At 40.8% G+C, this 218-nt stretch carries 1 rRNA gene; it reads right to left on the minus strand.

From position 1 onward, the window contains the following. Positions 1–129: 129 nt before the first annotated feature. Positions 130–218, minus strand: a 5S ribosomal RNA gene (gene rrf, locus LJE08_RS14755); the annotation flags it as partial.

Here is a 218-nt window from a genome sequence, read left to right on the forward strand (position 1 = left end):
GATGCACACTACACGTCTGAATATTAAAGTATTGAAAGGCTCATTTTATGTCCTATTTGTACTTATTTAATTTTCCCCACACATAAAAAACACCCTCTTCGTTAGAATAGGGTGTTTTTAGGAATAATGAGCTGGCGATGACTTACTCTCACATGGGTAACCCCACACTACCATCAGCGCGAAGAGGTTTCACTTCTGAGTTCGGGAAGGGATCAGGT

The organism is Holdemanella sp. DFI.5.55, assembly GCF_020593575.1.
Lineage (GTDB): Bacteria > Bacillota_I > Bacilli_A > Erysipelotrichales > Erysipelotrichaceae > Holdemanella > Holdemanella hominis.